Source organism: Pectobacterium aquaticum, assembly GCF_003382565.3.
Classification (GTDB): domain Bacteria; phylum Pseudomonadota; class Gammaproteobacteria; order Enterobacterales; family Enterobacteriaceae; genus Pectobacterium; species Pectobacterium aquaticum.
This window is the reverse complement of the sequence record NZ_CP086253.1, coordinates 975,728-999,277: the sequence shown is the minus strand read 5'-3', so window position 1 is coordinate 999,277 and position 23,550 is coordinate 975,728. Positions and strand designations below refer to the sequence as shown.

22 protein-coding genes are annotated in these 23,550 nt (G+C 54.4%); 8 read left to right on the top strand and 14 right to left on the bottom strand.

The features are described from left to right. Positions 1-135: 135 nt before the first annotated feature. The 4 genes from truD to ftsB form a co-directional block, all read right to left on the bottom strand. Positions 136-1,182 carry a tRNA pseudouridine(13) synthase TruD gene (gene truD / locus DMB82_RS04615; RefSeq protein ID WP_116162383.1) on the bottom strand — a complete coding sequence of 349 codons (1,047 nt, stop codon included), beginning with the start codon at positions 1,180-1,182 and terminating at the stop codon, positions 136-138. 90 nt (positions 1,183-1,272) lie between these two features. Continuing rightward, positions 1,273-1,770, bottom strand: a complete 498-nt coding sequence (gene ispF, locus DMB82_RS04610; RefSeq protein ID WP_102117522.1) for a 2-C-methyl-D-erythritol 2,4-cyclodiphosphate synthase — start codon at positions 1,768-1,770, stop codon at positions 1,273-1,275. 40 nt (positions 1,771-1,810) lie between these two features. Further along, positions 1,811-2,524, bottom strand: a complete 714-nt coding sequence (gene ispD, locus DMB82_RS04605) for a 2-C-methyl-D-erythritol 4-phosphate cytidylyltransferase (protein WP_116162385.1) — start codon at positions 2,522-2,524, stop codon at positions 1,811-1,813. A gap of 3 nt (positions 2,525-2,527) precedes the next feature. Beyond that, on the bottom strand, positions 2,528-2,863 hold the full coding sequence (gene ftsB / locus DMB82_RS04600) for a cell division protein FtsB (RefSeq protein ID WP_010299850.1): 336 nt from the start codon (positions 2,861-2,863) through the stop codon (positions 2,528-2,530). A gap of 320 nt (positions 2,864-3,183) precedes the next feature. Here ftsB and DMB82_RS04595 point away from each other — a divergent pair, with 320 nt between their 5' ends. The 3 genes from DMB82_RS04595 to DMB82_RS04585 all read left to right on the top strand — a co-directional run bounded on the left by DMB82_RS04595 (position 3,184) and on the right by DMB82_RS04585 (position 5,576). Then, positions 3,184-3,969 (top strand): basic amino acid ABC transporter substrate-binding protein, encoded by a 786-nt coding sequence (locus DMB82_RS04595; RefSeq protein ID WP_102117520.1) that lies wholly within the window; start codon positions 3,184-3,186, stop codon positions 3,967-3,969. Positions 3,970-4,102: 133 nt separating this feature from the next. Beyond that, entirely contained in the window at positions 4,103-4,867 is a 765-nt protein-coding gene (locus DMB82_RS04590; protein ID WP_039306715.1) for an amino acid ABC transporter permease, read from the top strand. Next, positions 4,854-5,576, top strand: a complete 723-nt coding sequence (locus tag DMB82_RS04585; RefSeq protein ID WP_095700430.1) for an amino acid ABC transporter ATP-binding protein — start codon at positions 4,854-4,856, stop codon at positions 5,574-5,576. The genes DMB82_RS04590 and DMB82_RS04585 overlap by 14 nt, the downstream gene beginning before the upstream one ends. A 53-nt stretch (positions 5,577-5,629) precedes the next feature. Here DMB82_RS04585 and DMB82_RS04580 read toward each other — a convergent pair whose 3' ends face one another. From DMB82_RS04580 to cysJ, 8 genes are all read right to left on the bottom strand, one after another. Next, positions 5,630-5,962 carry a DUF3561 family protein gene (locus DMB82_RS04580; RefSeq protein ID WP_189338692.1) on the bottom strand — a complete coding sequence of 111 codons (333 nt, stop codon included), beginning with the start codon at positions 5,960-5,962 and terminating at the stop codon, positions 5,630-5,632. A gap of 57 nt (positions 5,963-6,019) precedes the next feature. After that, on the bottom strand, positions 6,020-6,700 hold the full coding sequence (cysC, locus tag DMB82_RS04575; protein WP_226893081.1) for an adenylyl-sulfate kinase: 681 nt from the start codon (positions 6,698-6,700) through the stop codon (positions 6,020-6,022). Then, positions 6,639-8,066, bottom strand: coding sequence for a sulfate adenylyltransferase subunit CysN (gene cysN / locus DMB82_RS04570; RefSeq protein ID WP_039285240.1), 1,428 nt, complete (start codon positions 8,064-8,066; stop codon positions 6,639-6,641). Before cysN ends, cysC begins: the two co-directional genes overlap by 62 nt. A gap of 74 nt (positions 8,067-8,140) precedes the next feature. Next, on the bottom strand, positions 8,141-9,049 hold the full coding sequence (cysD, locus tag DMB82_RS04565; RefSeq protein ID WP_039494678.1) for a sulfate adenylyltransferase subunit CysD: 909 nt from the start codon (positions 9,047-9,049) through the stop codon (positions 8,141-8,143). Positions 9,050-9,058: 9 nt separating this feature from the next. Continuing rightward, positions 9,059-10,501: a siroheme synthase CysG gene (gene cysG, locus DMB82_RS04560; RefSeq protein WP_116162391.1), complete on the bottom strand. Its 1,443-nt coding sequence runs from the start codon at positions 10,499-10,501 to the stop codon at positions 9,059-9,061. A gap of 284 nt (positions 10,502-10,785) precedes the next feature. Continuing rightward, positions 10,786-11,520, bottom strand: a complete 735-nt coding sequence (locus DMB82_RS04555) for a phosphoadenylyl-sulfate reductase (RefSeq protein ID WP_102117515.1) — start codon at positions 11,518-11,520, stop codon at positions 10,786-10,788. 12 nt (positions 11,521-11,532) lie between these two features. Then, entirely contained in the window at positions 11,533-13,266 is a 1,734-nt protein-coding gene (gene cysI, locus DMB82_RS04550) for an assimilatory sulfite reductase (NADPH) hemoprotein subunit (RefSeq protein WP_102117514.1), read from the bottom strand. After that, positions 13,266-15,095 (bottom strand): NADPH-dependent assimilatory sulfite reductase flavoprotein subunit, encoded by a 1,830-nt coding sequence (gene cysJ / locus DMB82_RS04545; RefSeq protein WP_102117513.1) that lies wholly within the window; start codon positions 15,093-15,095, stop codon positions 13,266-13,268. The genes cysI and cysJ overlap by 1 nt, the downstream gene beginning before the upstream one ends. Before the next feature lie 354 nt (positions 15,096-15,449). On the opposite strand from cysJ, the gene DMB82_RS04540 reads away from it, so the two are divergent. Beyond that, the gene (locus DMB82_RS04540) at positions 15,450-17,129 is read left to right on the top strand and encodes a hypothetical protein (RefSeq protein ID WP_102117512.1); all 1,680 of its coding nucleotides are present in this window, start codon (positions 15,450-15,452) and stop codon (positions 17,127-17,129) included. Positions 17,130-17,182: 53 nt separating this feature from the next. Here the strand turns inward: DMB82_RS04540 and DMB82_RS04535 are convergent, their stop codons facing one another. Further along, positions 17,183-18,475, bottom strand: a complete 1,293-nt coding sequence (locus DMB82_RS04535; RefSeq protein WP_116162393.1) for an ABC transporter substrate-binding protein — start codon at positions 18,473-18,475, stop codon at positions 17,183-17,185. Between the two features lie 575 nt (positions 18,476-19,050). Here DMB82_RS04535 and DMB82_RS04530 point away from each other — a divergent pair. Then, positions 19,051-20,385 carry a glycoside hydrolase family 28 protein gene (locus DMB82_RS04530; protein ID WP_116162395.1) on the top strand — a complete coding sequence of 445 codons (1,335 nt, stop codon included), beginning with the start codon at positions 19,051-19,053 and terminating at the stop codon, positions 20,383-20,385. A gap of 94 nt (positions 20,386-20,479) precedes the next feature. Next, positions 20,480-20,842 carry a 6-carboxytetrahydropterin synthase QueD gene (gene queD, locus DMB82_RS04525; RefSeq protein WP_039470263.1) on the top strand — a complete coding sequence of 121 codons (363 nt, stop codon included), beginning with the start codon at positions 20,480-20,482 and terminating at the stop codon, positions 20,840-20,842. Between the two features lie 84 nt (positions 20,843-20,926). Here queD and queE read toward each other — a convergent pair whose 3' ends face one another. Beyond that, positions 20,927-21,598 carry a 7-carboxy-7-deazaguanine synthase QueE gene (gene queE / locus DMB82_RS04520; protein ID WP_102117541.1) on the bottom strand — a complete coding sequence of 224 codons (672 nt, stop codon included), beginning with the start codon at positions 21,596-21,598 and terminating at the stop codon, positions 20,927-20,929. A 202-nt stretch (positions 21,599-21,800) separates the two neighbouring features. Between queE and DMB82_RS04515 the strand changes: the two genes are divergently transcribed. Then, a complete protein-coding gene (locus tag DMB82_RS04515) occupies positions 21,801-22,784 on the top strand; it encodes an MBL fold metallo-hydrolase (protein WP_116162397.1) in 984 nt (327 codons plus the stop codon). A gap of 8 nt (positions 22,785-22,792) precedes the next feature. Next, entirely contained in the window at positions 22,793-23,539 is a 747-nt protein-coding gene (locus DMB82_RS04510; RefSeq protein ID WP_116162399.1) for an SDR family oxidoreductase, read from the top strand. Positions 23,540-23,550 lie beyond the last annotated feature (11 nt).

Sequence of the window (23,550 nt, the reverse complement as noted above, 5' to 3'; positions counted from 1 at the left end):
GCCGACCTTAGCTCTGGTTAACCTCGTCACCAACACAGCAATTTTCCCGCATAGGGGTAAGCCAGTTGCCGCGATTACACGGTTGCCAGCATTGATTATCTTCAACAATTTTCTGCAAAAACGTATCGCAGCACATCAGGCACCGAGATCGGTATCCTGCTGTGAATGCAGCAATTCACGTACCACGCTGGTCGCAAAACTGCCCGCAGGTAGCCAAAACTTCACTTCCACGGTCGCATCATCCTGCCATTCCCAGTGCATCTGCTGCGGATACAGCAGCACCGCACGCCGGGCAGGTTCAACCCGCTCACGCTTAACCAAAGACCACAGCGCGTCTTGTCCGACCAACGCCTGCTTTTCAAATAGCTGCGCGTCATCCTGCGTGCCCAGTTCGCCATCTCCGGGAAGTGGCGCAGTAATCTGGAGTTCACCCGCATCAAGGCGCGTCTGTAAAGCATCCAATTCGTCAGGCTTAGCAACAAACCAACTGCCGCGCCCTGTCAGTTGCAATGCATCACCACACAAGACGGTTTTTGCCTGCTGCCCCGCGAGTCGTGCACTGGCAACCTGATTAAACATCGCACTGCGGCTGGCAGAAAGATAAAAACTCCGCTTACTGCGTTCTTTTACCCGAATCTCGTTATTTGCCCAAAGACGAGCCTGCTCAAGATTATTTCCGTTGCGCCCGAAACGCTGGCTGCCGAAATAATTAGGCGCGCCTTTCGCGGCAATCAGCGCCAAACGAGCGTCAACCTCGTTTCGGTCGCTGACCTGGCGCAGCATCAGCGTAAAATGGTTACCCCGCAGCGTACCGATCCGCAGCTTGCGACGGTGGCGAATCACCTCCAGCACGTCACAACCTTCAAGCGCCAGCGAGGAGAAATCAGGCGTCTCTTTTCCCGGCATGTGCAGGCAGAACCACTGTTCGGTGACAGCATGACGATCTTTCAGGCCCGCATAGCTAACGGCACGTAGCGGTAGACGAACAAATTTCGCCAGCATCTCGGCCACAAATTGCGTATTGCAGCCGCGCTTGCGCACACGCACTAATACCTGTTCACCGTCACCATCCGGCTGAAACCCCAGATCTTCCACCACCAGAAAGTCTTCCGCAGCGGATTTCAATGAGCCAGTAGCCTGTGGTTCACCGTGCAACCAGACGAGTTGTTCGTTATTTTCCATCGTTATCCTACAAAGTGCATGGCAGGATGACACACGGCCACGACATTGTTTTTTATGCTGTTAACTTTCTATAACTGATAAGACTATCGCTTACCAAGCAATAATTTCACCCATTTCTTTTTTCACCAGCAGGGCAACGGCTTCGCAGGCAATGCCTTCGCCACGACCAGTAAAGCCCAACTGTTCTGTCGTGGTCGCTTTCACATTGACGTCGTCCATGTGGCACTGCAAATCTTCCGCCAGATTCACGCGCATTTGCGGGATATGTGGTGCCATTTTCGGCGCCTGAGCAATAATCGTGACGTCCAGATTGCCTAACTGGTAGCCTTTTTCATTGATACGACGCCAGGCTTCACGCAGCAGGCCACGGCTGTCCGCCCCTTTAAAAGCCGGATCGGTATCAGGAAATAGCTTGCCAATGTCACCCAACGCGGCAGCCCCCAACAGGGCATCGGTCACCGCATGCAGCACCACATCCCCATCGGAATGCGCCAGCAAGCCTTGAGTATAAGGAATGCGCACGCCACCGATCACCAGCGGACCTTCTCCACCGAACTTATGGACATCAAAACCGTGACCGATACGCATCGCGCGTTCTCCTTATCTGTATTTAACGAATAAAATGAGGTTACTGCAAACGGGTTAAATAGAATTCAGCTAATGCCAAATCCTCTGGACGCGTGACTTTGATATTATCCGAACGCCCGCTGATAATTTGCGGGCGATAGCCACAATATTCCAACGCGGAGGCTTCATCTGTGACGGCAACGCCATCCTGAAGCGCTCGTTGCAGGCACTGTTTCAACAGCGCAGCAGGAAAAAGCTGCGGCGTCAGCGCATGCCATAAATCGTTACGTTCTACCGTGCGATCGATAAACCCGTCCGTGCCACGCTTCATGGTGTCACGAACCGGCGCGGCCAGAATTCCACCAACCTCACTCTGCTCAACAATCGCCAGCAGGCGCGTCAGATCGTCCTGATGCAGACACGGACGCGCCGCGTCGTGCACTAACGCCCACGCGCTATCGGCAACGGCAGCCAGCCCAGCCAACACGGAATCCGCACGCTGCAGCCCGCCTGTCACGGCACAAATGCGGGGATCGTTGGCTATCGCCAGAGTATGAAAGAAAGCGTCGGCGGGACTGATAACGACAACGACACGCGCTACTCGTGAATGGCGTAAAAGCGCGTCGATGGTATGTTCAAGAATGGTTTTATGGCCGGTCGCATCATTGCCAATCGTCAGATACTGCTTAGGACGATCGTTTTGCATCCGGCTGCCGTTACCCGCAGCGGGCAAAACGGCAACAATGTCAGGCGGGTAAAGGCGTGGTGTCTGCATGCGTCAACGTTGTGTGTTGTTAGATGAAGCGTTATTAGATGACGTCGTATTCGCGTTACGATGGTTCGATTCTGGCACCAGACGATAGAAGCTTTCACCGGGTTTGATCATCCCCAGTTCATTGCGTGCGCGCTCTTCAATCGCTTCCTGTCCGCCATTGAGGTCGTCAATTTCGGCAAACAGCTGTTCGTTACGGTCTTTTAATTTGGCATTGTTCCCCTGCTGGACAACAACATCATCCTTTACCCGAACATAATCATGAATGCCATTCTTACCCAGCCACAGTGAGTACTGAAGCCAGCCAAGCAATATCAATAATAACAGCGTAAGCTTTCCCATCCCGCCCCCTGAAAAACCGCCTAATCATCCCATAACTTTTGTTTCGACTCCACTGTGTCCAGTAATGGGAGGCAATATTCACCCTGCCGCGTGCCCAAATGGGGATATTTCGGGCATAAGAGCATGCCAAACGTGCTCTCAGGCCACTCTCTCATTCCCTTGTACTTTCTGTTCATCAGAAGACGTCAGCGCATAGCGTCCGTTTGGCTAAAACCGACCATAGGAAAAACGTCAGTTGAACCATTAATGCTATCTGTGTATTTTTATGCATACAAAGTGCATAAAAAAAGAAATTTTTACATTTAAACCAGGAGAAAACCATGTTCAAAAAACTGTTATTCGTCGGTGCGCTCTTCACTACCGCCCTATCCACTACCGTACTGCCCACCAGCGCCTTCGCTGCTGAACCCACTTACGTTGTTGGCTCTGGCGGGACCTATCGCCCTTTTGAGTTTGAAAACGCGAAGAAAGAGCTGGAAGGTTTTGATATTGATATCATTAAAGCGATCGCCAAGGCGGAGAATTTTAATATCAAGCTGATCAATACGCCGTGGGAAGGGATCTTCGCGACCCTTAACTCCGGCGACCGCGACATTATCATTTCCGGTATCACGATTACCGACAAACGTAGGCAAATGGTTGATTTTTCCGCACCGTATTTCCCAGCCGAACAGTCCATCGTGGTGCCTAAAGGCTCGACGATCGACTCGATTGCTGCGCTGAAAGATCACAAAGTTGGTGTCGTGAACTCCAGCACCGCCGATATCGTGGTGTCCGACGTATTAGGCAAAAACAGTACATCGATTAAGCGCTTTGATAACACTCCGTTAATGTTACAAGAGCTGTATGAAGATGGTGTGGGCGCAGCGGTTGGCGATGTGGGCGTGGTGAAGTTTTACATTAAGACTCACCCTGAAAAACAGTTCAATCTGGTTTCCGACGCCAAATTCGAACGCCAGTATTTCGGAATCGCCGTCGCAAAAGGTAACGACCCGTTGCGCGCGAAGATTAACTCTGGGCTGAAAAAAATCGTTGCTGATGGCACCTACGCCAAGATCTATCAAACTTGGTTTGATAACAACGTTCCGACCTTACCCGCAGAATAACGCCTGCAAGACACTGCGCATCTCTCTAGGTCTCCATTGCCTCACACGAGACGTCGCATTAACCGGACAGCTAGCCTGCCCGGTTTAATTTAGAGTAATCATTACGTTAGCCTATTCAAAAAAGGAAACGATCTTGACGGGATTTCGTTGGGAGATCATTCAGGAATATGCCCCGCTGTTTATGGAAGGCACCTGGATGACCATCAAATGCACCATTATCTGTGTCATTCTTGGCACCTGCTGGGGATTAACGCTCGGATTAGGCCGCTTAGCGCAGGCACCGCACGGGCCGTGGAAATATATCCTGCACTACGGCGTTCAATGGCCGGTACGCATCTACATCAGCGCCTTCCGCGGCACGCCGCTGTTTGTACAAATCATGGTGGTGCACTTCGCGCTGGTGCCGCTGTTCATCAATCCGCGTGACGGGCTGCTGGTGACCAGCAATATTATGTCGGTCGATTTTGCCCGTACGCTACGCTCCGATTACGGCGCGTTCCTCTCTTGCATCGTAGCAATTACGCTGAATGCGGGTGCCTATGTCTCTGAGATATTCCGCGCTGGCATTCAGTCGATCGATCGCGGCCAGATGGAAGCGTCACGCTCTCTCGGAATGAGCTATGGCCGCACCATGCGGAAAGTCATTCTGCCGCAGGCTTTTCGCCGCATGTTGCCGCCGCTGGGCAACAACGCCATCGCGATTGTTAAAGATTCATCGCTGGCTTCAGCAATCGGATTGGCGGATCTCGCCTATGCCGCTCGTACGGTGTCAGGGGCTTACGCCACGTACTGGGAACCCTACTTGGCGATCTCTATCGTTTATTGGGTTATTACTTTCCTGCTTTCGCTGCTGGTGCGGCACATGGAAACGAGGTTTGGCAAAAGTGATTCACGTTAAAAACCTGCAAAAACAGTTTGGCGATACGCATGTCCTACGTGGTATTTCCTGCGACATCGCCCCTCAGGAAGTGCTCTGCCTGATTGGCCCATCCGGTTCAGGAAAAAGTACCTTTCTGCGCTGCATCAACGCACTGGAGACGCTGTCGGCAGGCGAGATCACGGTCAACGGTTTTGCCATTCACGATCAGAAAACCAATATCAATCGCGTGCGTGAAAGCGTGGGAATGGTATTCCAGCGCTTCAATCTGTTTCCGCACATGACGGTGTTGGAAAATGTGATTATGGCGCCGATGGATGTGAAGAAATTGCCGCGAGCACAAGCCGTTGAACGGGCTAAAGCGTTGCTCAGCAAGGTCGGCCTGCTGGATAAAATCGACGCCTGGCCGAATAGCCTGTCCGGTGGACAACAACAGCGTGTCGCGATTGCCCGCGCGTTAGCGATGGAACCCGCGATCATGTTGTTCGATGAACCCACATCCGCGCTGGACCCAGAACTGGTTGGTGAAGTGTTAGCGGTCATGAAAACGCTGGCGAACGAAGGCATGACGATGGTCATCGTGACCCATGAAATGGCATTTGCCCGAGAAGTGGCCGATAGGGTGATCTTTATCGATCAGGGGATTATTCAGGAACAAGGGACGCCAGAAGCGATTTTTACGCATCCGAGTAACCCGCGCACGCAGGCTTTCCTGAGCAAGATACTGTAGCGCGTTAAAACCACAGGCTGTCAGCGCCTTCCACGCTGGCAGCCTTTTTCTTTTTACCACCCCATCAAAAAAGAAAAGACCAGCCAGAACAGACAGACCACCGTCAAGCCCGTCGCAAAGAGCGTATAAAAGAGATAGCCTCTCAGCAAAAAGCTAAACCCGACGCCAACCAGCACTGAAAACGGCATCAGCGCCAGAAAAAACGGCCAAGTGTAGAGCATGAAGAAAAACGTGGTATTGGAGCCGTATACCAGAAAAGGGATAGTAAAGGCCAACCAATAAAAAGAGAACCCCGTGACCGCCCCCATAAACTGGTAGGAAACGCCGTCATCTTCTTCTTGTGCTGGCCGAGTCTTGCTAATCGTTAACTGCGTGGCATTTTGCATAATCTTTCCCATTCTTCCCCTGAATCACCCAACAACGCGGTGAAAAAAGCGGGGACATCAGAGCTTGATAATAGCTCGCTTGCCAAGCAGATCTAACAATTGGTCTGTCAAATTTGTTACGAATTGTTCGCCATCCAGATGACTATCCGGCGCTTCCGGCGCTTCATACGCCGAGTCAATCCCAGTGAAATTACGTAGCTCTCCCGCACGGGCTTTTTTATACAAACCCTTAGGATCGCGCGCTTCACAGGTCGCTAACGGCGTATCCACGAAGACTTCGATGAACTGCCCTTCGCCCAGTAAATCCTGCACCATTTTACGCTCGGCGCGGTGCGGCGAGATAAACGCGGTCAGGACCACCAGACCCGCATCCACCATCAGTTTGGCAACTTCACCCACGCGGCGGATGTTTTCGCGCCGATCGTCGTCGGTGAAGCCTAAATCACGGCACAACCCGTGCCGCACGTTGTCACCATCCAACAGGTAGGTGCTGACACCACGCCGATGTAGCGCCTGTTCCAGCGCCCCCGCCAGCGTGGATTTACCGGATCCAGACAACCCAGTAAACCAGATAACGACGCCCTGATGACCATGCAATTTCTCGCGCGACTCTCGGGTGACATCGTGCGCATGCCAGACGACGTTATCGTCAGTCGGTTCATCGCGTAAAGACACGTTATTTGCCTCCCAGCAGATCGCGCGCACCCCAATGTGGGAAGTGGCGACGTACCAGCGCATTCAGTTCCAACTCAAACGCGCTGTGTGCGCCCGGCTCCTGATACACCTGCTCGATAGGTTCCCGCACCAGCCCTGCGCCCACCGTGACGTTGCTCAGACGGTCGATAAAGATCATCCCGCCCGTCACCGCATTGTGCTGATAGTTGTCCAACACCAGCGGCTCATCAAAAATCAGCTCAACCGAACCGATACCATTCAGCGGCAGGTTCTCCGCGACGCGCTGCGTCAGCGTATTGATCTCAACCTGATACTGAATATTCTCGACCCGAGCGCGCGTTTTCTTACCGCCAATCTTGATGTCGTAGCTCTGTCCTGGCACCAGCGGCTGTTCCGCCATCCAGACGACATCCACCAGCGCATGCTGCACCGCTTTCAGCGACTCGCTGCTGTCGATCAGCAGGTCACCACGGCTGATATCTACCTCATCCGCCAGCACCAGCGTAATCGCTTCACCCGCCTGCGCCTGCGGTAAATCCCCGTCAAAAGTCACAATACGGCTGACGGTAGATTCTACGCCGGATGGCAGCACTTTAACTCGTTGCCCAACGCGGATGATGCCGGAGGCCAGCGTTCCTGCATAGCCACGGAAATCCAGATTCGGGCGGTTCACATATTGCACCGGGAAGCGCATCGGCTGTTCCAGCGTGCGCTGTGCCACATTGACCGTTTCCAGCACGTCCAGCAGCGTCGGCCCGGTATACCAGCCCATCGTTGTACTCGGCGTCGCGACATTGTCGCCATCCAGTGCGGAAATCGGCACAAAGGTGATATTCAGGTCGGCAGGCAGCTGCTGAGCAAAATCCAGATAATCCTGCTTAAACTGCTCAAACACCGTTTGCTGATAATCCACTAAGTCCATTTTGTTCACCGCCACCACCAGATCGCGAATCCCCAGCAGGGTCGCAATAAAGCTGTGACGACGGGTTTGATCCAAGACGCCTTTACGAGCATCAATCAGCAGAATCGCCAGCTCGCAGGTTGATGCGCCCGTCGCCATGTTGCGCGTGTACTGCTCGTGCCCTGGCGTATCAGCGATGATAAATTTGCGCTTTTCCGTCGAAAAATAGCGGTAGGCCACGTCAATCGTGATGCCCTGTTCACGCTCGGCCTGAAGCCCATCGACCAGCAGTGCCAGATCCAGCTTTTCGCCCTGCGTCCCAAGACGCTTGCTGTCATTGTGCAGCGTGCTGAGCTGATCTTCATAAATCTGGCGCGTATCGTGCAGCAACCGACCAATCAGCGTACTTTTTCCATCGTCGACGCTACCGCAGGTCAGGAAACGCAGCAGCGTTTTATCCTGCTGCGCGTGTAAATACGCTTCCACACCGCCCTGCTCGGCGATCTGCTGTGCAATCGCATTGTTGATGACGACGGCATCTTTCTCAGCCGCATTGTCTGCCGCTGTGTCTTTTAACGAAATTTGGCTCATTCGACGATTCCTCAGAAATACCCTTGACGCTTTTTCAGCTCCATTGAACCGGCCTGATCGCGGTCAATTACCCTTCCCTGACGCTCACTGGTGGTGGAAACCAGCATCTCTTCGATGATTTCCGGCAGCGTCTGCGCCTCTGATGCTACCGCCCCCGTCAGCGGCCAGCAGCCCAGCGTGCGGAAGCGCACCATGCGTTGTTCGATTACTTCGCCCGGTTGCAGATCGATACGATCGTCATCCACCATCAGCAGCATGCCATCGCGCTCCACCACCGGACGCGGCGCGGCCAGATACAGCGGAACAATATCGATGTTTTCCAGATAGATGTATTGCCAGATGTCCAGCTCGGTCCAGTTGGAGAGCGGGAAAACGCGGATACTCTCGCCTTTATTAATCTGGCCGTTGTAGTTGTGCCACAGTTCCGGGCGCTGGTTCTTCGGATCCCAGCGGTGGAAGCGGTCGCGGAAGGAATAAATACGCTCTTTAGCACGCGATTTTTCTTCATCGCGGCGCGCCCCGCCAAACGCGGCATCAAAGCCGTATTTATCCAGCGCCTGCTTCAGCCCTTCCGTTTTCATGATGTCGGTGTGCTTGGCGCTGCCGTGCACAAAGGGGTTAATCCCCAGCGCTTCACCCTGCGGGTTGCGGTGCACCAGCAGTTCACAGCCGTAGGCCTTTGCCGTCTGGTCGCGGAATTCGTACATTTCACGAAATTTCCAGCCGGTATCAACGTGCAGCAGCGGGAAAGGCAGCGATCCCGGATAGAACGCCTTGCGCGCCAGATGCAGCATCACCGAAGAGTCTTTGCCGATGGAGTACATCATCACCGGATTACTGAACTCGGCCGCCACTTCGCGGATGATGTGAATGCTTTCGGCTTCAAGCTGCCGTAAATGCGTGAGTCGTTTCTCGTCCATACCCTTTCCTTAAGCCAAGTTTACTACCGCTGGGCGGCTGTCTTGCGGCACCGTCGGCGTTGTCTGACCAAACCAGGCAATCTGATGATGTAGATCCACCACCTCGCCAATCACCAGCAGCGCCGGTGTCGGCGCTTGCCGTGCCAAATGTTCTAACTCTTGCAGCGTGCCAATTTGCACCTGCTGATCGTGTCGGGTGCCGCGACTGATCACGGCAACGGGCGTCTGCGATGAACGGCCATGCGCGATCAACTGCTGCGAAATCTCCGCGGCCTTCATCGTGCCCATGTAAATCGCCAGCGTCTGACGGCCACGCGCCAGCGTCGACCAGTCCAGCTCGTCGCCATCCGGGCGACAGTGTCCGGTAATAAAAAGCACGCTCTGCGCGTAGTCACGGTGCGTTAGCGGGATCCCCGCATATGCCGTGACGCCCGCTGCCGCCGTCACGCCGGGCACGACCTGAAATGTGATACCCGCCTGCGCGACCGCTTGCAGCTCTTCGCCGCCGCGGCCGAAAATGAAGGGATCGCCGCCTTTCAGGCGCACGACCCGCTTCCCTTCCTGCGCCAGCTTCACCAGTAGCTGATTAATCTCATCCTGCGGCAACGAATGCGCGCTGGCGCGTTTTCCAACGCAGATACGTTCGGCGTCGCGGCGCACCAGATCCAGCACGTCAGCGCTGACCAGATGGTCATACAGCACCACATCCGCCTGCTGCATCACCTGTAATCCGCGTAGCGTAAGCAGTCCGGCATCGCCGGGGCCTGCGCCAACCAGTGCGACTTCGCCACGTACCGCCGCTGGCTGCTGCTGTTCCTCTTGCTGATGCACCAGTTGCTGCTGCAATTCGTCTTCGGCCTGCGCCAGTTGCCCCGCGGACACCAGCGACGCAAAGCGTCCGACAAACAGCCGTTCCCAAAAACGACGGCGTGCCGGCATCGAATGCAGTCGGGTTTTAATTCTGTCGCGCCAGCTTCCGGCGATATCCGCCATCGTGCCCAAACTGGCGGGCAGTAATGATTCCAGCTTTTCACGCAGCAGACGCGCCAGCACTGGCGCCTGTCCACCTGAGGAAATCGCCACCACCAGCGGAGAGCGATCGACAATCGAGGGGAAAATAAACGAGCACTTCTGCTGATCGTCCACCACGTTCACCAGCAAATGCCGCTGATTCGCCGCCTCAAATACCGCAGCATTCAGCTCGGCGTCATCCGTGGCGGCAATCACCAGAAACACGCCGGATAACAGCTCTGGCGTAAAAGTATGCGCCAGCCATTCAACCTGTCCGGCCTGATGCTGCACCGCCAACGGTTCCGCCAGCGCCTGTGCGACAATTTTTACCTCCGCACCCGCGCGTTGCAGCAGATCGATTTTGCGCGTAGCAACCTCACCGCCGCCAACAACCAGTACCGGACGCTGACGAACATCGGCAAATAAAGGGAGATAGTTCACAGTCGCCTTAACTAAGCAAAAAAAGAGATAATGCGACTATACGGTGCGGACAGAACACTTATGAAATGCCGAATTGGAATGACAAGTTCCGTAATGGAATAACACCCTGTTCACAAGTGTTATTCAGGCGATAAAAAACCGGGCAGTGCTCTAATGCCGATCGTTTAAGCATCGAGATAAACGGGGCGACCACAGGGGTGAGGCCTCCCTGCGGGAACCTCCCCCTGTGTTTCCCCTAATAACAGGCTTAAGTGACCAGAATTAGGCAGTGCCCGGTTTCTCTTTTACCCTTCGTGCAGTCCGCATTCGCGTTTCAGGCCGAAGAAACGGGTTTCTTCTTCGGCCATACCCGGTTCCCATTTGCGGGTGGTGTGGGTATCACCGACGGACAGATAGCCCTGCTCCCACAGTGGATGGTAACTCAGGCCATTTTCTTTCAGGTATTGATACACCGTTCGGTTATCCCAATCGATAATCGGCAGGAATTTGAAGACGCCACGTTGAATCGCCAACACGGGTAATTCCCCCCGGCTGCCGGACTGCTCGCGGCGCAGACCAGCAAACCAGGTTTTCGCCTTTAACTCGCTCAGCGCACGGTTCATCGGCTCGACTTTATTCAGCAGGTTATAGCGTTCGATGCCTTCCACGCCCTGCTCCCACAGCTTACCGTAGCGCGCCTCTTGCCAGGCCGGAGACGCTGTTGCGCGATACACTTGCAGATTCAGCGTTAATTGCTCTGTCAGTGCATCAATAAACTGATAGGTTTCAGGAAACAGATAGCCCGTATCCGTGAGGATAACCGGAATATCTGGCCGCTGTTGCGTCACCAAATGTAGCGATACCGCCGCCTGAATGCCGAAGCTGGACGACAAAACATAGTCGCCCGGCAGATTCTCCAGCGCCCAGCTCACTCTTTCCTGCGCAGACAGCGATTCAAGCTGACTGTTCACCGTAGCCAACTCAGCGGTCTGTTCCGCTTTCGGTAACGCGTTGAGCGCCTCAAGATTAAATTCGGCCATCAGGCTCTCCTGTCAGTCATAAAAATCGCGAGCGGGATCCAGCACCGGTTTAATGATGTTGGTACGAATCACGAAATCACCGAAGCCTTCATTCGGCTGGCGATCTTGCGCCCACAGCCCGATAAGCCGATCGATTTCCGCGAGGATCTCGGTTTCATTAATATTTTCACGATACATACGAGGAATGCGTGTCCCCTCGCGATTCCCGCCAAGGTGCACGTTATAACGCCCCATCGCTTTACCCACCAAGCCGATTTCTGCCAGCATCGCACGGCCGCAGCCGTTCGGGCAGCCCGTCACACGCAGAACGATATGTTCATCGCCCACGCCGTGCTGCTGCATGATGCCTTCCACTTTCGTGACGAACTCCGGCAGGAAGCGTTCGGCTTCCGCCATCGCCAGCGGACAGGTCGGGAACGACACACAGGCCATCGAATTCTTGCGCTGCTCGCTGACGCCGTCATCAATCAGGCCGTGCTCACGCGCCAGCGCCTCAATCTTCGCTTTGCTACGCGCAGGAACGCCCGCAATGATCAAATTCTGGTTCGCCGTTAACCGGAAATCCCCTTTGTGGATCTTGGCAATTTCCGCCAGACCGGTTTTCAACGGACGGCCCGGATAATCCAGAACACGACCGTTTTCGATAAACAGCGTCAGATGCCATTTATTGTCGATGCCTTTTACCCAACCGATGCGATCGCCACGTCCGGTGAATTCATAAGGGCGCACCGCTTCAAATTTGACACCAGCACGCGCTTCCACTTCCTGCTTGAAGTTGTCTACGCCCACACGCTCCAGCGTGTACTTGGTTTTCGCATTTTTACGGTTGGTCCGGTTACCCCAATCGCGCTGTGTGGTCACCACCGCTTCCGCGATGGCCAGCGTATGCTCAATGGAAATGTAGCCCAGCTCACTGGCGGTACGCGGGTAAGTTTCTTTGTCGCCGTGCGCGATAGAGAGTCCACCGCCCACCAGCACGTTGAAGCCCACCAGACGGCCGTTATCGGCAATCGCAACGAAGTTGAGATCGTTCGCATGCAGATCGATATCATTCTGCGGCGGGATCACCACTGTGGTTTTGAACTTACGCGGCAGATACGTTGAACCTAAAATCGGCTCTTCATCCGTCGTTGCCACTTTTTCCTGATCCATCCAGATCTCAGCATAAGCCCGCGTGCGCGGCAGCAGATGCTCAGAAATCTTTTTCGCCCACTCATACGCCTGCTGATGCAGTTCGGATTCTATCGGGTTAGACGTACACAGCACGTTACGGTTCATGTCATTCGCCGTCGCCAGCGCATCCAGCCCGATGCTATTCAGCATCTGGTGTACCGGTTTCACGTTCGATTTGAGAATGCCGTGATACTGGAACGTCTGGCGGTTCGTGATGCGAATGCTGCCATAGATCGTATTTTCAGTCGCAAATTTGTCGATCCGCAGCCACTGCTCTGGCGTTATCACGCCACCGGGCAGACGGCAGCGCAGCAGCATCGCATGGCGCGGCTCCAGCTTCTGCTCGGCACGTTCGGCGCGAATATCGCGGTCATCCTGCTGATACATACCGTGAAAACGGATCAGCAGAAAGTTATCGCCCTTAAAACCACCGGTCAGACCATCGTTCAGGTCTTCAGCAATCGTGCCGCGCAGGAAATTACTTTCTGTCTTCATGCGCTCTGCGTCAGCGAGTTTCCCTTCTACCACCAAGGGACCAGGGTGTTTTTCACTGAAAACGTATTTTTCACTCATTAGTACACATCTCGCTGATAACGGCGCTCAAGGCGCAGATCGCTTAAAAACTCATCGGCCTGTTCACTGTCCATGCCGCCATGCTCAACTATCACGTCCAGCAGTGCCCGCTCGACGTCTTTCGCCATACGGTTGGCATCACCACACACGTACAAGTGTGCACCGTCTTGAATCCAGCGCCAGACTTCCGCGCCTTTTTCCCGCAGTTTGTCCTGCACATAGACCTTGTTCGCCTGATCGCGTGACCAAGCCAAGTCGATATGGGTTAGCAGTCCATCTTTGACGTAGCGCTGCCATTCAACCTGATACAGAAAATCTTCCGTAAAGTGTGGGTTACCGAAGAACAGCCAGTTTTTCCCTTCTGCCCCATCGGCATCGCGCTGCTGCATAAACGCACGGAACGGCGCGATTCCGGTGCCAGGCCCAATCATGATGACCGGCGCGTCGGAGTTAGCAGGCAAACGGAAGTTATCGTTATGTTCGATGAAGACGCGGATTTCATCGTCTTCACTCAGCCTATCGGCCAGATAGCTGGAAGCGCCACCGGCGCGCTCGCGGCCTTCGTATTCGTAGCGCACCACGCCAACGGTGATGTGCACTTCGCTTTCGACTTCCGCCTGCGAGGAAGCAATAGAGTAAAGACGCGGCGTCAGCGGACGCAGCAGGCCCAGCAGTTGCTCCGCCGTCAGTTCCGTCGGCGCTTGTCGCACCATATCCACCAGCGGTGTGCGCTGTGCGAACTGCTGAAGCGCAGGTTTATCGGCCAACAGCGACAGCAGCGTTTCATTACGCGACAGTGCCGCGTATTTCTCGACAATCGGCGCGGTGTTCTGCGTCAGTTCAAAGTGGCTTTTCAGCGCCTGCGATAGTGGCAGCGTCTTGCCGTCAACGCTGACGGATTCATCGCCTTTCAGCCACAGCAGTTCCAGCAATTCCTGCACCAGCGCAGGATCGTTATCGAACCACACGCCCAGCGCATCTCCCGGCTGGTAACGCAAACCGGAATCGCCCAAGTCGATCTCGATATGGCGAACATCCTTTTCGGAGTTACGCCCGGTCACTTTCTGATTAACGGCAAACGTGGCATGCAGCGGTGAGGATTTGCTGTACGGGCTGCTGGTAATTTCATCCAGTGCGCCCTGAGCGGCAATCTGCGCGACGGCTTCGCCCTGAACCGGCACCCGCGCCTGCAAAATATCAACCAGTTGACGTCGCCATTGTTCGGCAAGCCCCTGATAATCCACATCGGCATCCACGCGATCCAGCAGGCGTTCAGCGCCTAACTCAGCCAGACGGCTATCGAAATCTTTACCCGCCTTGCTGAAGAATTCGTAAGAGGTATCACCCAGACCAAACACGGCAAACGCGGTGTCTTTCATCTCCGGGGCTTTTTTGGACAGCAGGAACTTGTGCAGCGCGACGGCTTCTTCCGGCGGCTCCCCTTCCCCCTGCGTCGAGGCGACGATCAGCAGCAGTTTTTCCTGTCCGATTTGCTTGAATTTGTAATCACCCGCATTGACCAGATTGACGGACAGCTTGGCTGCCAGCAGATCGTCACGCAGCTGTTCCGCTACCCGACGTGCATTGCCAGTCTGTGAGGCAGAAATCAGCGTAATCGTTTGTACTGGCACCGTGACTGCGGATGCCGTCGTTGCCGTGGCGGCGATCGCCCCCGGCTGCACGTTCCCAGGCTGCTGTACCAGCCCCCAGAAATAGCCGGATAGCCAGGCCAGCTGCGTCGATGAGAAATCACCGGTTGCCGCCTGTAAACGCGTTAATTGCTCCACACTCAGCGGAAGCAATGAAGTGGGGGAAACCGGGGTAGTCATTGTGATTTCTGTTTCCTTGTGCCTGTGCTGTTAGCCAACGACGCTAATACAAAAATAGGCAATAAAAAGATGGATGGAGGATAAGGGTAACCGTCTGCATCTTAACAATTAAAGAAATGATGGAAATATTAAATAACCAAAATGACTAAATGGTTTTTCTGATAGTCCTTATTGCTTAAAGTGTTATAGCGGGAAGCACGCATCCAGGACGCCGTTTTCTCATAACAAGAGCGCGACACCGTCGTCTCTAAAAGAAGCGAACAGGCTCACATTTCTGGCGTTCGCCGCAGGAATTTATCCTTTGCAATCGTACATCAATGCGATACTCACGCCAGTGGCAACGGGAGAAAAACAATGTGGCAACGACGCGCGCTGGAACTCAATACGCAGGATATTTGGCACTGGCAACAGGTCATCTCGGTCGTCGATTACGCCCGTGAACAGGGTTTCAATACGCTGGTGCTGGGCGCGGCGGATTTGCTGGATAAACTGGTAACGCCGGAAGCCTACAATAACGCGCGTTTTGACGATCGCATCAGCAGCCAGCAGCGTTCACGCTGTGTTTACCTGAATCAAGTCGCGGCGCACTGCCGTGAACAGGGGCTGGCGCTGTATCTGCAATGCAAAGAGCTGTCGTTTCCCACGGATCTACTGCTTCATCACCCGGAATTGCTGGACGATACACATAGCCTCCGTATGGATACCGATTTTTGGTGTGACTACCTTGCCGCCAAAGTCGAACTGCTGATGCAGCAGATCCCGAGGCTGAGCGGCCTGCTGCTGGCGATCTCCAACAGCGATAGCCTGCTGCGCTTTTCTGCCCCTTCCGGCGATGCGATCAATGGCGTCGTTCCCGTTACCACGCACTGGCCGACCCACGCCGACAGTGAGCAGATCTATCACCGCTTATTCTCCGCCGTCGCCCGCGTGATGCACTACCACCAGCGCCATCTGGTGTTACGCGCGTTCCCCGCCAGCCATCAGGATATCGGTAATGTCCTGAACGCCATTCGCACGCTGCCGGAATCCGTCTCTGTCGCCATCAAAGTCACGCCGGAACGCTTCTGGCCTGAGTTCCCCAATAATCCGGCGCTGCTGGACATCAACGGGCGTGAGGTCTGGGTTGAGCTTGATCTGGCTGGCGAAGAGGTCGGCTGGGGCAATCTCCCCTTCCTGCGCTACACCGAGGTACAGGGGCGGTTACTATGGTGTCGGGAGAAAAATCCCGCGATTGTCAGCGCGCTGTGCCGCATCAGTTGGGAAGGGGTAGATAATCACAGCGTGATCGGCACACTGAGCGAATTTACGCTGTTTGCCTGTTCCCGACTGCTGACTAACCAGACCGCAGCGGCAAACGAAAGCACGCTGTTTGCACAGTGGTTAATGACGCGATACCAATGGCAGCCGGACGATACCGTGCTGCATGCGATGCTCGCCTTGTTGGATCAGGCTCATCAGGCCATTTCCCTGTCGCTGTATGCGCGCCACCACGTTTTCCACCGTCACAGCCTGCTGCCGACCAGCTTTGGTCAGGCGATCTGGAGCTTGTACGGCCAGCTCAACCGTAACCACTGGCTGCCGGGTTCCGGTCAGGATATTACGTTCGATCCGCAGCATGCGGAGCTGGCTTCGCAGAATCTTTATCACATTGCGAAAGAGAAAGATGCCGCCTGGCAACTGGCGGAACAGTGCCAGCAGGCCGCACTACAATTCTCCCGCGAACACACGATGCCGGACGCGTTCAAGCAACGCTGGCAGCAGGAATGGCGCGGTCTGACGCTGTATTGCCGCGCCTTTGTTCACGCGCAGAAAGCCTTCTTTACGCTGCACTACTGCAAACAGGTGGAGAACAATTGGACGCTGCGGGAAATCGGCAAAACCAATATTCAGGCGTTGTACGGGATTGGGCATGAAATGGAAGATTTCTGCCTGCAACATCGGGATTATCCAGTGAGCCTGCATGTGATGTTTGATGCCGGGCGTCCACGCGCGTTAGCCGATAGCCTGCAACAGCAGTTGGCTGAACTCACGTAACGCATCGGCCAATCACATAGCGTAGTCAGTAACTGACTACGCTAATCATTCACTTAACGAATCATACGTTTCAGAATACGTTCGCCTGAATTGCTGAAATTTTTCGCCGACTCTTCCACGCTCTTCTTGCCATAGTCGAGCTGTTCGATGGTTTGCAGGATCAGGCTGGCCAACTGTGGATCTTCAAGATACGAGGACACCGGCGTTTGCATCGGTTTTTGCAACGCCATTGAGAGCCCAGCAACCGACAGATCGTTCGTATCCAGTTTCTGTTTTTCTTCCAGCGCTTGTCTGGCGATACGGCTGAGCGGAATGCCGCGCTCGGTGCCCATCAGCAGCGCGCCTTCAGGATCGTTCATCAGATAATTCAACAACAGTGCCGCTTCTTTCGGGTGCTTGGTAGTTTTACTGATGGCAAACAGCATTGACGGTTTGAAGAACTGCCCAGAGTTGTCCGATCCCGGCGTCATGATGTACGGACCTAATTCGAGCTTACTGGGTGCCGCCAGTGGATCGGCGTATTTCTTCACCACCGAAATCCACAGATGCGCCCCACCGTATTCACCGTTAATCCAGGGACGTGTTTCATACATGCCGACTTTGCCGAACGCGTTGTAATACTTCGAAGACGGCATCACATGCTCGTCGATCAAACGCTTATAGAAGCGAAACGCCTCGATCCACTGCGCCTCACTGTAGTTAAAGCGTTTATTCTTTTCATCGATCATGCCGATCTGGTACTTCTGCGTCATGTAATAGTTGATCAATTCCAGCATGCCTTCACCGCTGTCCTGCGCAGGTGAAGCAATGGGGAAATAGTTATCGCCCAGTTTCTCTTTAAACACCTTGCCCGCATGGAACAGCTCATCCCAGGTGGTGGGATACGGCAGCCCGGCCTTCTTCCAGGTTTCCGTGTTGTAATACATCACCAGTGCATTCAGCGAAGTAGAAATCGCGTTCACTTTGCCATCGATCGTCGCTGGCTTCAGCGCATCTTCGGGGAAATCCTGCAATTTCAGCGTATCAGTCAGCGTATTCAGGTCATAAAAGCCGGTGCCGGTCTTGGAAAAAATCGGCAGCCAGTTCCAGTTAACCTGTAGCACATCCGGTTCTTCGCCGCTGGCAATCTGCGTCGTCAGGCGGGATAAGTGCCCGTCCCAACCGGTATATTCTGGTTTCACGCTGATGTGCGGATACTTTTTCTGAAACGCTTCCAGCGCGGTCAAGGTCGCCTGATGGCGGCTGTTTCCTCCCCACCAAGAGAGGCGTAATTCTACGGGTTCAGCAGCCTGCGCGAACGAACAGAGCGCAGAGAAGGCGATGGCAATCAGTCCAGGTAATCTCATTTTTCCCCCAACGACATTATTATTGTGTTTGTGCGTGTGTCTGGCGTACTGGTGTGGCGATATAGATGAGAAAGCAGGTCAGGTACATAGCCGTGAATCAAACCATTTCTCGACGCTGACAAGATAGGCAGAACCCGTTTTATCACGCTAGTCATCACGGTGGGAAAACGCGTGATTTGCGGGGCTGACGGAAGAAATGCGGATGACCGCACCGCGTTAGCGAGCGTTTCAACCACACAGCGTGAGCCCTAGGTAACGCGGCAGGGAGGTGCCTCACATCATTAACCGCCGCACCACACCAAAAAGAGATTTGATTCACAAATAAGAAACACAAAAACAACAAAACCACGCCACGTGCGCGGTAAAAGAGAAAAAACGGCGTAAAAGTGTGATGAAACACACACGGTAAGAAGCACAGCGTCGCCCTATCCGTTATGCTTTTCACATTCTCTTACGCTGCGCACCGTACGCTGTGAAGCCCGCTCCAACCTGCGCAGATTTCATCACGACAGCCACAGCCAAAGGCCAGTAAACGTGCTGCAATCGGAACAGGCTCGATCAGATAGGATAACGCGATGAAGCACTCTATTCAGTCATACTCCCCCGCCGCCGACGGCATCACGCCGGATACTGCCATCTTTCAGCAGGCTATCGATCGGATTGCGGCACAGGGTGGCGGCACCCTGACGGTCGAACCGGGGCGCTATCTATTAGGGGGATTACTGCTGCCTTCCAATTTTTGTCTGCAATTGGAGGCAGGCGCTGAGCTCATCGTCAGCGGTGACTATGAACAGTTTACGCAGGCCACGACGATCAGCATGGCCGAGCTGTCGCACCGCGCGTTTCTTTATGCCTACCAACAACGCAATATCACGATCTGCGGTCAGGGTAAGATCATGGGAAATGCCGACGCCTATTTCTCTGCGGAGCCCGACGATCAAGGCTATCGCCTGCCTGCACAGCATCGCCCGCGCATTGTGGTCTTTGAGGATTGCGAACACGTCCGCCTGTGTGATTTTACGATTGAACACGCCCCGATGTGGACCGTGCATCTGGTCAGCTGTCGCCAAATCATCGTCGAACGGCTGACGATTGATAACGATCTGAGCATGGCGAATACCGACGCGCTGGATCTTGATAGCTGCCAGCAGGTGCAAATCAGCAACTGCTCGCTGAGCGCTGCCGACGATGCACTGTGCATCAAAACCACCCATAAGCCGCCCCATCTACAGCGTAAGGTGCAGCAGGTCGTCATCAGCAATTGCCTACTGCGATCCAAGAGCTGCGCCCTAAAGATCGGCACCGAAACCTTTGCCGACATCGAGGATATTTCCGTCAGCAACTGCGCCATTTACGATACCAACCGTGCGATCGGCCTGATCTCACGCGATGGTGGCGCGTTCCGACGCCTACAGTTCAGCAACATCACGTTCCAGTGCGTTGCTGCACATCCCTGCCATTGGGGCAAAGCCGATCCGATCTTTATCTCCGTACGCTATCGCGATCCCGCCATCGAGCCGGGCCGGATCGAAGCGGTACAGTTTTCCCAGATCGCCGGTGTCAGCGAGGGGGCGATTAACCTGCACAGCACGCCCGCAGGCTACATTCGGGATATTCATTTCCATGCCGTGCATCTCGAACAGCGGCAGAGCGACTCATCGGAACAGGGCATGTACGATGTACGCCCCCCTTGTAACCCAGAGCGCCCGACGGGAATGGGACTGGATAATGCGTATCGGGTCGATCCAGCGACAGGCCGCGCCTTCGGTGTCGACCATTACCCAGGCGGCATGCCCGCGCTCTTTGCCCGTGGCGTTGTGAACCTGACCACCCGCCACATGACGATCCGCCGCCCCGATCCGCTACCATCAGGCTGGCATCACGCCGCGATCGTGCAGCAGGAAGAATAAGTGATTCAAGCAACACTTTCGGGTAGTATGCGACGGTTTTTTGCATACTCTGTTCTGAGAGCCCCTTTTTCAGAACGAAACCGGGAACATCGCTATGGTCACTACACTATTTAAAGATTTTCAGTTTGAAGCCGCGCATCATCTGCCTCACGTACCAGACGGCCACAAATGCGGACGACTGCATGGGCACTCTTTCATGGTGAGACTGGAAATTACCGGTGAAGTAGATCCACATACCGGCTGGGTGATGGATTTCTCTGAGCTGAAAGCCGCGTTCAAACCTACGTGGGAACGATTGGATCATCACTATCTGAACGAGATCCCCGGTCTGGAAAACCCGACCAGCGAAGTGCTGGCACACTGGATCTGGCATCAGTTGAAGCCGACATTACCGCTGCTCAGCGCCGTCATGGTGAAAGAAACCTGCACTGCCGGCTGCGTCTATAAAGGCGAGTAACAAAGAAGTGGTGGTGCTGTAGTCTGGCGTGAGCATCCCTTACTCACGCCGCTACGATCGGTCGCTATTATCAGTAAATGAATATCAGGCGATATTCAGGTATTTATGTGTCTGCATAGACAGCCGCCAGTTGCGGGCGATGCAGGTCTCGATACACAGTTTAGTCGCATCGTCTTTCTGACTGATCGGCTGTAGTGCCACAATCCGCGACTTATCATCATCAAGCCGTGCCAGTAATGCATCCAACGCCTCAATGTCACGTTCACGCGCCACCGGGTGTTTGATCTCATCCGCCCGTTGCAGGGCCTGATCGAGCACTTTCATACCGCCGCGCATATTCACTTTCGGCGATACCGTCACCCAGGTTTTGGGCGAACAGCGCACGTCATGCGTACCGCTGGTTTCGATCTGGCAACTAAAGCCCTGCTTTTCCAGCTGTAGCGTTAGCGGTGCCAAATCGTGGATGCAGGGTTCACCACCGGTGATCACAATATGGCGCGCCGTGTAGCCTTGCTGCACCATCAGCGCAAGAATGTCGTCCGCACTCGCCGCACCCCAGGCATCGCTTTCTTCCGTTTTTACCAGCACCTGATCCAATGAGGTTTCCCGCTCTGCCAGTTTGTCCCAGGTATGTTTGGTATCGCACCAGCTACAGCCAACTGGGCAGCCTTGCAGGCGCACAAACACCGCCGGCACACCGGTAAAATAGCCTTCGCCCTGTAACGTCTGGAACATTTCATTAATCGGGTACTGCATGGTTTTCACTGTCTCTCTCACTTAAAAATGCAGTATACCTTAAATCATTCGCGTTGCAGGACGTCAGCAATGCGCGAGCAAATCTGGCTGGAGCACACTAAATCGGGGACAGTTGAGTAATTTAGCCCGTGCGTCATAATCAATCTGTTGTTACGACTTCACCTGCTTGCATACGTTTCATTATTAACAAGGAAAAGAATCAATGAAGTTACTGAAACCACTGGCCCTATTATTCGTCTCGTGTGCCTTTGTGCCTGCATTTTCTCAGGCGCAGGATATCGCGCAGATTAAAACGCAGCCGGGCTATTACCGCATGATGCTGGGCCAGTTCGAAATTACCGCCCTGTCTGACGGCACCAATACCATGCCGATGGATAAGCTGTTACAGCGCACCCCGCCGGAAAAAATCACCGAACTGCTGGCAGAAAAAGCGCTGACGCCGCAGGTAGAAACCTCTATCAACGCCTATTTGGTCAATACCGGCAAACACCTGATTCTAATCGACACAGGTAACGGCAAGCAGAGCAACCCTACGGTCGGAAAAGTGCTGCCGAACCTGATTGCGGCGGGCTATAAACCTGAACAGGTCGATACCGTATTGATGACTCACCTGCACGGCGACCATTTTGGCGGTCTGGTGCAGGACAATAAACTCAACTACCCGAATGCCAACGTGTATGTCAGCCAGCCAGAAACCGACTTCTGGCTCAACCCAGAAAACCTGAAGAATGCCCCTGAAGGCAGAAAAGCAGCGTTCCAACGCGTGCAAAACCTCTTTGATACCATTCGCAAAGAGAACAAGCTGAAAACGTTCTCGGCTCAACAGACAACACTGCTGCCCGGTGTCACCGCGATTCCGAGCCCGGGACATACGCCGGGGCACACGTCTTTTCTGATCGAGAGCGAAGGCAAGAAACTGCTGGCATGGGGAGACATCATTCATGCCGAAGCGGTGCAAATGAGCTTACCGGCCACCACCATCAGCTTTGACTCAAATATGGATCAGGCGACGGAATCCCGTAATAAAGCGCTGGCCGACGCCGCCAGTCAGGGTTACTGGGTTGCAGGCGCTCACCTACCCTTCCCCGGCATCGGCCACGTCGGTACGCGTCTGGAACGCAACGGCACCACCAACGGCTATCGCTGGCTTCCGGTGAATTACAGTGTGGCAGGGTTAAAGAACTAGGTATCAGAATGGCATTCATTACGTTAATTACTGGCGGTTCGCGCGGCATTGGCCGCGCAACCGCGTGCTATCTGGCAGGCAAAGGCCACAAGATTTGCATCGGCTACCGCACCCAGCAGGACAGTGCATATAGCGTTCTCGACGAGATTCGCGCTAACGGTGGGACGGCCATCGCCGTTCAGGTCGATATCGCCGATGAAGAGCAGGTTATCGAGCTTTTTAAGCGAACGGATGAAGAACTTGGCTGCCTCACCGGTCTGGTGAATAACGCCGCGATGCTGAAACCTCAAGCCACCATTGAACAGCTTGATACCGTGCGGCTTAACGATATTTTTGCCACCAACACGATTGGCAGCTTTCTCTGTGCCCGAGAAGCGGTCAAGCGTATGGCGTTCCGTCATGGCGGAAAAGGCGGGGCTATCGTCAACGTGTCATCCGCCGCCGCTAGGCTGGGTTCACCGCATGAATATATTGATTATGCGGCGTCAAAAGGCGCGCTTGATACGCTGACGATTGGCTTATCGCTGGAGGTCGCCGATCAGGGCATTCGAGTGAACGCCGTGCGTCCCGGTTTTATTTATACCGATATGCATGCTGACGGCGGCGAACCGGCAAGAGTGGATCGCATCAAGCACTCGCTCCCCATGAAACGGGGCGGCCACCCGATGGAAGTCGCACAGGCAATAGGCTGGCTGTTATCGGATGAGGCGTCCTATGTCACAGGGAATTTTATCGACTTGGCAGGCGGGAAATGAAACCACCCTTT

Excerpts from the sequence above, each read along its gene's own strand:
- truD (WP_116162383.1), bottom strand. The coding sequence starts at position 1,182 with ATGGAAAATAACGAACAACTCGTCTGGTTGCACGGTGAACCACAGGCT.
- ispF (WP_102117522.1), bottom strand. The coding sequence starts at position 1,770 with ATGCGTATCGGTCACGGTTTTGATGTCCATAAGTTCGGTGGAGAAGGT.
- ispD (WP_116162385.1), bottom strand. The coding sequence starts at position 2,524 with ATGCAGACACCACGCCTTTACCCGCCTGACATTGTTGCCGTTTTGCCC.
- ftsB (WP_010299850.1), bottom strand. The coding sequence starts at position 2,863 with ATGGGAAAGCTTACGCTGTTATTATTGATATTGCTTGGCTGGCTTCAG.
- DMB82_RS04595 (WP_102117520.1), top strand. The coding sequence starts at position 3,184 with ATGTTCAAAAAACTGTTATTCGTCGGTGCGCTCTTCACTACCGCCCTA.
- DMB82_RS04580 (WP_189338692.1), bottom strand. The coding sequence starts at position 5,962 with ATGCAAAATGCCACGCAGTTAACGATTAGCAAGACTCGGCCAGCACAA.
- cysC (WP_226893081.1), bottom strand. The coding sequence starts at position 6,700 with ATGCGCTGGTACGTCGCCACTTCCCACATTGGGGTGCGCGCGATCTGC.
- cysD (WP_039494678.1), bottom strand. The coding sequence starts at position 9,049 with ATGGACGAGAAACGACTCACGCATTTACGGCAGCTTGAAGCCGAAAGC.
- DMB82_RS04555 (WP_102117515.1), bottom strand. The coding sequence starts at position 11,520 with ATGGCCGAATTTAATCTTGAGGCGCTCAACGCGTTACCGAAAGCGGAA.
- cysI (WP_102117514.1), bottom strand. The coding sequence starts at position 13,266 with ATGAGTGAAAAATACGTTTTCAGTGAAAAACACCCTGGTCCCTTGGTG.
- cysJ (WP_102117513.1), bottom strand. The coding sequence starts at position 15,095 with ATGACTACCCCGGTTTCCCCCACTTCATTGCTTCCGCTGAGTGTGGAG.
- DMB82_RS04540 (WP_102117512.1), top strand. The coding sequence starts at position 15,450 with ATGTGGCAACGACGCGCGCTGGAACTCAATACGCAGGATATTTGGCAC.
- DMB82_RS04535 (WP_116162393.1), bottom strand. The coding sequence starts at position 18,475 with ATGAGATTACCTGGACTGATTGCCATCGCCTTCTCTGCGCTCTGTTCG.
- DMB82_RS04530 (WP_116162395.1), top strand. The coding sequence starts at position 19,051 with ATGAAGCACTCTATTCAGTCATACTCCCCCGCCGCCGACGGCATCACG.
- queD (WP_039470263.1), top strand. The coding sequence starts at position 20,480 with ATGGTCACTACACTATTTAAAGATTTTCAGTTTGAAGCCGCGCATCAT.
- queE (WP_102117541.1), bottom strand. The coding sequence starts at position 21,598 with ATGCAGTACCCGATTAATGAAATGTTCCAGACGTTACAGGGCGAAGGC.
- DMB82_RS04515 (WP_116162397.1), top strand. The coding sequence starts at position 21,801 with ATGAAGTTACTGAAACCACTGGCCCTATTATTCGTCTCGTGTGCCTTT.
- DMB82_RS04510 (WP_116162399.1), top strand. The coding sequence starts at position 22,793 with ATGGCATTCATTACGTTAATTACTGGCGGTTCGCGCGGCATTGGCCGC.